Here is a 4,652-nt window from a genome sequence, read left to right on the forward strand (position 1 = left end):
CACTTAAACTCTTTAAAACCTTGGATTTTAAGTAGTGCATAAGATAAGTTTTGAATCAAAAATCTTATATTTGGAGCTATAAAGATTAACTTAAATATAAGACAGGATATTAAGAATACAATTAAAGTTTCAATTTTGAAATATTAATTTAACAACTCTATGATAGAATGGTATATAAAAATATTTAGAAATAACTAGTTCATGAGCTAGTTATTTTCTTTAATCTAAAGATAATAGTTTCTAAGTAAAAAAGCATATAAAGTTATGTTTTATGATAAACATTAATTTAGGTGGAGTTTTTAATAAAGTGGAACTGTAAATAAACTTATTTAGAGGAGGTGTGGTGATGATCTTTTCATCCTTTAAAGTCAATTCAGAAGAAAAAATAAATGTTCAAATAGAAAATCATATAAAGGAAAGCATAGAAAATGGAATTCTACAAAAGGGAAGTAAACTACCCTCCACTAGAGAAGTAAGTAAGCTATTAAAGATAAGTAGAAACTCTGTGATTATGTCCTATGAGAATTTAGAGAGTGAAGGGATTATAAAGAGTATAAAAGGTAAGGGAACTTTTGTAGATACTGAGGCAAAAACTCTTAAGGGAAATCTAACCATTGATTGGGGTTCCATGGTTAATGATTATGGGAATTTATGTAGAGATTTAGACATAATAAAGACTGAACTACCTTGGAAAAAAGGGATGATATCCTTTAAAAGTATTTCTCCAGATGAGAGCTTATTTGATTTAGAAGAGTTTAAAAGATCCTTCTTAAATGTTTTCTCTATGGAAGGAGATAAGCTACTGAATTATGGTTATGCCAAGGGGTATAAACCATTAATAGATTATATTAAAGACTATATGAAGAGAAAAGGGGTAAATGTAGAGGGGAAAGATGTTTTAATAACCAATGGGTTTACAGAAGGTTTTGATATATTACTAAGTACCTTAACTACAGAAGGGGAAGTTATAGCCTGTGAAGATCCTACCCATAATACAGCCTTAAAGATAATGAAAGCCCATGGATTAAAAATAGAAGGAATTCCTATGAACTTTGATGGAATAGATGAAGAAGCCTTAGAGAAGACTCTTAAGGAAAAATCACCTAAGTTAATTTATCTAATACCTTCCTATCATAATCCTACAGGCATTGTAATGAAGGGAGAAAAAAGGCAACAGGTATATAAGATATGTGAAAAATATAAGGTTCCAATCCTTGAGGATGGATTTAATGAAGAACTATTATATTCAAGCACCCATGTACCACCATTAGCATCTTTATGTTTAAGAGGTAACGGAATAATATATATAGGAAGCTTTTCTAAAATCCTATTTCCAGGTCTTAGAATAGGGTGGATATTAGCAGATAGTAATCTTATAGATACCTTAGAAAGCGTTAAAAGAGGAAGAACCATTCATTCTTCTTTCTTAGATCAAGCTGCATTTCATAAGTATATGGAAAGTGGAGCTTTTACTAGGTATATGAAAAAGATAAGAAAGCAGTATAAGGATAAATATAACTTTACATTAGAACAGGTTAAAAAGCACATTCCCCATGATTACATATTAGGGGAAGGGGGACTCCATATTTTTATAAAGCTTGAAGGAATCAATGGACGAGAAGTTCTAAAGTATTGTTATGAAAAGGGTGTAGTATTTATGCCAGGAGATATTTTCTATAAGGACAATAATGGAGAGGACACTATAAGAATAGGATTCTCACGGGTAAATGAAGAGGATATTGAAACGGGAATAAAAATAATTGGAGACGTGGTTAAAGAGTTAAGCTCTAAAAAAAGTGAGGCTTAATCTAGGTAGAGTTTTTACAACTATATATAGATAAGCCTTCTTAAAATTCAACCTTTGAATAGGCATTAAATAAAAGTGGTTGGTGATTTAGTTTCAATTATCATGTAGTTTATCTATAGATGTATCTTATGATAATCAAAACTAAACTTTAAGCTACTATGAGTTTATAGCTTGTTGAAAAACTGAGGTTTTATATGATATGTCTATATTCTTCCTATATGAAAGAGATTAGATATTCTATAATTATTATATTCAGATTTAAACGGATAGAGCATTAGGATTGTAAAGTATGTAATAAAAAAATAAAGAATAAGAACTACTTAGGATATGGAGACATTTCTTAGGTAGTTTTTGTATATATGGGAATGGTAATGACAAGAATATAGAAATAATTCTATGTTATTATTAGATAATTATGGATATAAATGAAGGATTATTATGGGGATTTATAGTATATAAGAAGTTATAGATAGTATATTAATGGAAAATGAAAATTTAAGTCATAGATTAATAGGGTTACACAGTAAGTATAACTTAAATTATATAAGATTTTTATTTTATATGAAATTTAGTTAAATAAGTACATAGAGATCACAACCAGAAATTAAAGTGTTAAGAGAATTGAGGATTAAAATTATTTAGTTAAAGAATAAAAGATTTATTAAGGAAGGGGTATTTTATATGAGTATTACTAAAATTACAGTTAGATATGCAGAGACTGATGCCATGGCAGTGGTTCATCATGCTAATTATTATTTATATTTCGAGGTGGCTAGAGAAGATTTAATTAGACAGTATGGGATTTGTTATAAAAAACTAGAGGAAGATGGAATCATGCTTCCTATTGTAGAGACTCAATGTAAATATATAGAAGCAGCTAAATATTATGATAAATTATTGGTGGAAGCTAAAATTATTGAACTTACCCCTGTTAAGGTAAGGGTTCAATATGTAATTAAAAGAGAAGAAGATAATAAAATTTTAGCTAAGGGGACTACCCTCCAAACAGTGGTAGACAGTAAGTCTTTTAAAATTGTTAGTTTGAAGAAAGCTAATAAAGAAGTATGGGATAAATTAAGCAGTGTTCATGGGGAGAAGTAAATTAATGGAGAGTATAAAGCAAGGCTTGATAGATATCATATATAGTTTTGGAATATGATATGATGAAGCGTATCTGTTGAGAACAAAAATTGTTAGAAAAAAATATAAAAGGATAATATATGATTTTAAAAGAACAGCTGAATTTATTTCAGTTATTTTTATTATATATAGAAGAAGTATGTTTTCAACTTTTTATATAGAGATATTTAGAATAATGTGTGAAAACTAAGACTATCACCATATTATATGGAATAAACTTGAGAATAATGTAAAATTTAGGGAGGATAATGTTATAATTGAATTGAATGTTAAGTGTACTTTTACATAACATTTAAGAAGAGTTAAATTGTTCAATGATTTTATAGATGGTCAATATATATTTATAGAAAAACTTAAATAGAGTCAGAAATTATATAGCAAAATGGGCAGGTTAATTTTAATAGGATAAAGTTAGAAAATACAGTAGTGCTCATATTGTTATTAAAAGAGAAAAAAGAATAGGCAGAAGAGTTAATGAATTCTATTATAAATAATACAACAAGGCAGTAAGCTTAAATGCTTATTCGTTTAAGTAAAATAGGGGATGAGATTAAATATGGAAGAGTTTATACCATTTCAAGATTTGTTAAATGAAGAATTTATAAATGGAAAGGATGATGAGATAGAAAAAATTATAAGCGAGATAAGTAAGTATAATATTATAGACTTTATTATACGAATAGCTGAGTTAAATCTTGTTAGTGAAAATCAAGACAAATCTATTTTATTTGATTATGTCATAGAAAAAGTTCTTGAGTTAAAAAAAGATAGCATGAAGGTAAATTTAAAATGATACTTAAACAAATAGAAAGTTTGAGTTTATCAAATCAAATTGATCCAGTTGAATGTATGTTTGTTGAGAATATAATGTGTTATGAAAATTATCTGGTTTTTCAGGGTATAAACATTCATTCAGCATATAATCTTCAAAATATGATAGAAGCATTGTTTTTTGAAGTTAAAAATTTACCAGAAGACTTTATGAGAAGAGCAATAAATCTGATAATGGTAGTTCTTGAAATTTCAAATAAAATAGCTCAAAATTTAAATATTACCTATGATAGTGCAAAAACGCTTGAATAATTTTACAGTTAAATAAAATAAAAAAACATTTATGAAAAATCCTTGTTATAATTAAGTTCCGACACAAAACATAACAGAAAGGATCTACATAAATGTTTTAGAACTCAATTATACCAAATGAATTATCAATATACAATTTTTTTAAGCAATTAAATTTTGATTTATATCTGACTAAGCCACAAATTAGACATTTAGAAGAAACTATAAATACTATGATTTCAAACGGTTATAACGGAAAAATATCCGATATAGCAGAGCTTACATCGCCAAGGCATAGCACTAGTATTACTAGATTTTTCTCTAAAAGTACTTGGGACGAAAATCTTTTAGGCCGCTCATTAAAATCCTTGGTTATAGACCTTATTTGGACTAAATCTAAAGAGACTAATAAACCTATATATTTCATCATTGATGATACTATATCTGAAAAAACTAAGCCCTCGTAAAAGGCTATAAAGGTCATAGAAAAATGCTCTTTTCATAACTCTCATTTAAAAGGAAAAACGGTTTACGGTCATCAAATATTGGTTTCACTATTGTCTTGCGATGGGTTAGTGCTTCCTTACTCTATAAATATTTATGATAAAAATACTATGAGTAAAATAGAAATGACTCAAACTTT

Annotated in this window: 5 protein-coding genes; all 5 read left to right on the top strand. The window is 27.6% G+C overall.

Annotated elements, in window-relative coordinates:
- Positions 1-346 precede the first annotated feature (346 nt).
- The 5 genes from AB2369_RS11540 (at position 347) to AB2369_RS11560 (ending at position 4,476) form a co-directional block, all read left to right on the top strand.
- On the top strand, positions 347-1,807 hold the full coding sequence (locus AB2369_RS11540) for a PLP-dependent aminotransferase family protein (RefSeq protein WP_367666628.1): 1,461 nt from the start codon (positions 347-349) through the stop codon (positions 1,805-1,807).
- A 681-nt stretch (positions 1,808-2,488) separates the two neighbouring features.
- The gene (locus tag AB2369_RS11545) at positions 2,489-2,908 is read left to right on the top strand and encodes an acyl-CoA thioesterase (RefSeq protein ID WP_367666629.1); all 420 of its coding nucleotides are present in this window, start codon (positions 2,489-2,491) and stop codon (positions 2,906-2,908) included.
- A gap of 595 nt (positions 2,909-3,503) precedes the next feature.
- A complete protein-coding gene (locus AB2369_RS11550) occupies positions 3,504-3,740 on the top strand; it encodes a hypothetical protein (protein ID WP_367666630.1) in 237 nt (78 codons plus the stop codon).
- Positions 3,737-4,030 (top strand): hypothetical protein, encoded by a 294-nt coding sequence (locus tag AB2369_RS11555; protein WP_367666631.1) that lies wholly within the window; start codon positions 3,737-3,739, stop codon positions 4,028-4,030. Before AB2369_RS11550 ends, AB2369_RS11555 begins: the two co-directional genes overlap by 4 nt.
- 212 nt (positions 4,031-4,242) lie before the next feature.
- The gene (locus AB2369_RS11560; protein ID WP_367666632.1) at positions 4,243-4,476 is read left to right on the top strand and encodes a hypothetical protein; all 234 of its coding nucleotides are present in this window, start codon (positions 4,243-4,245) and stop codon (positions 4,474-4,476) included.
- Positions 4,477-4,652 lie beyond the last annotated feature (176 nt).

The organism is Clostridium sp. (assembly GCF_040797585.1).
Lineage (GTDB): Bacteria > Bacillota > Clostridia > Clostridiales > Clostridiaceae > Clostridium_Z.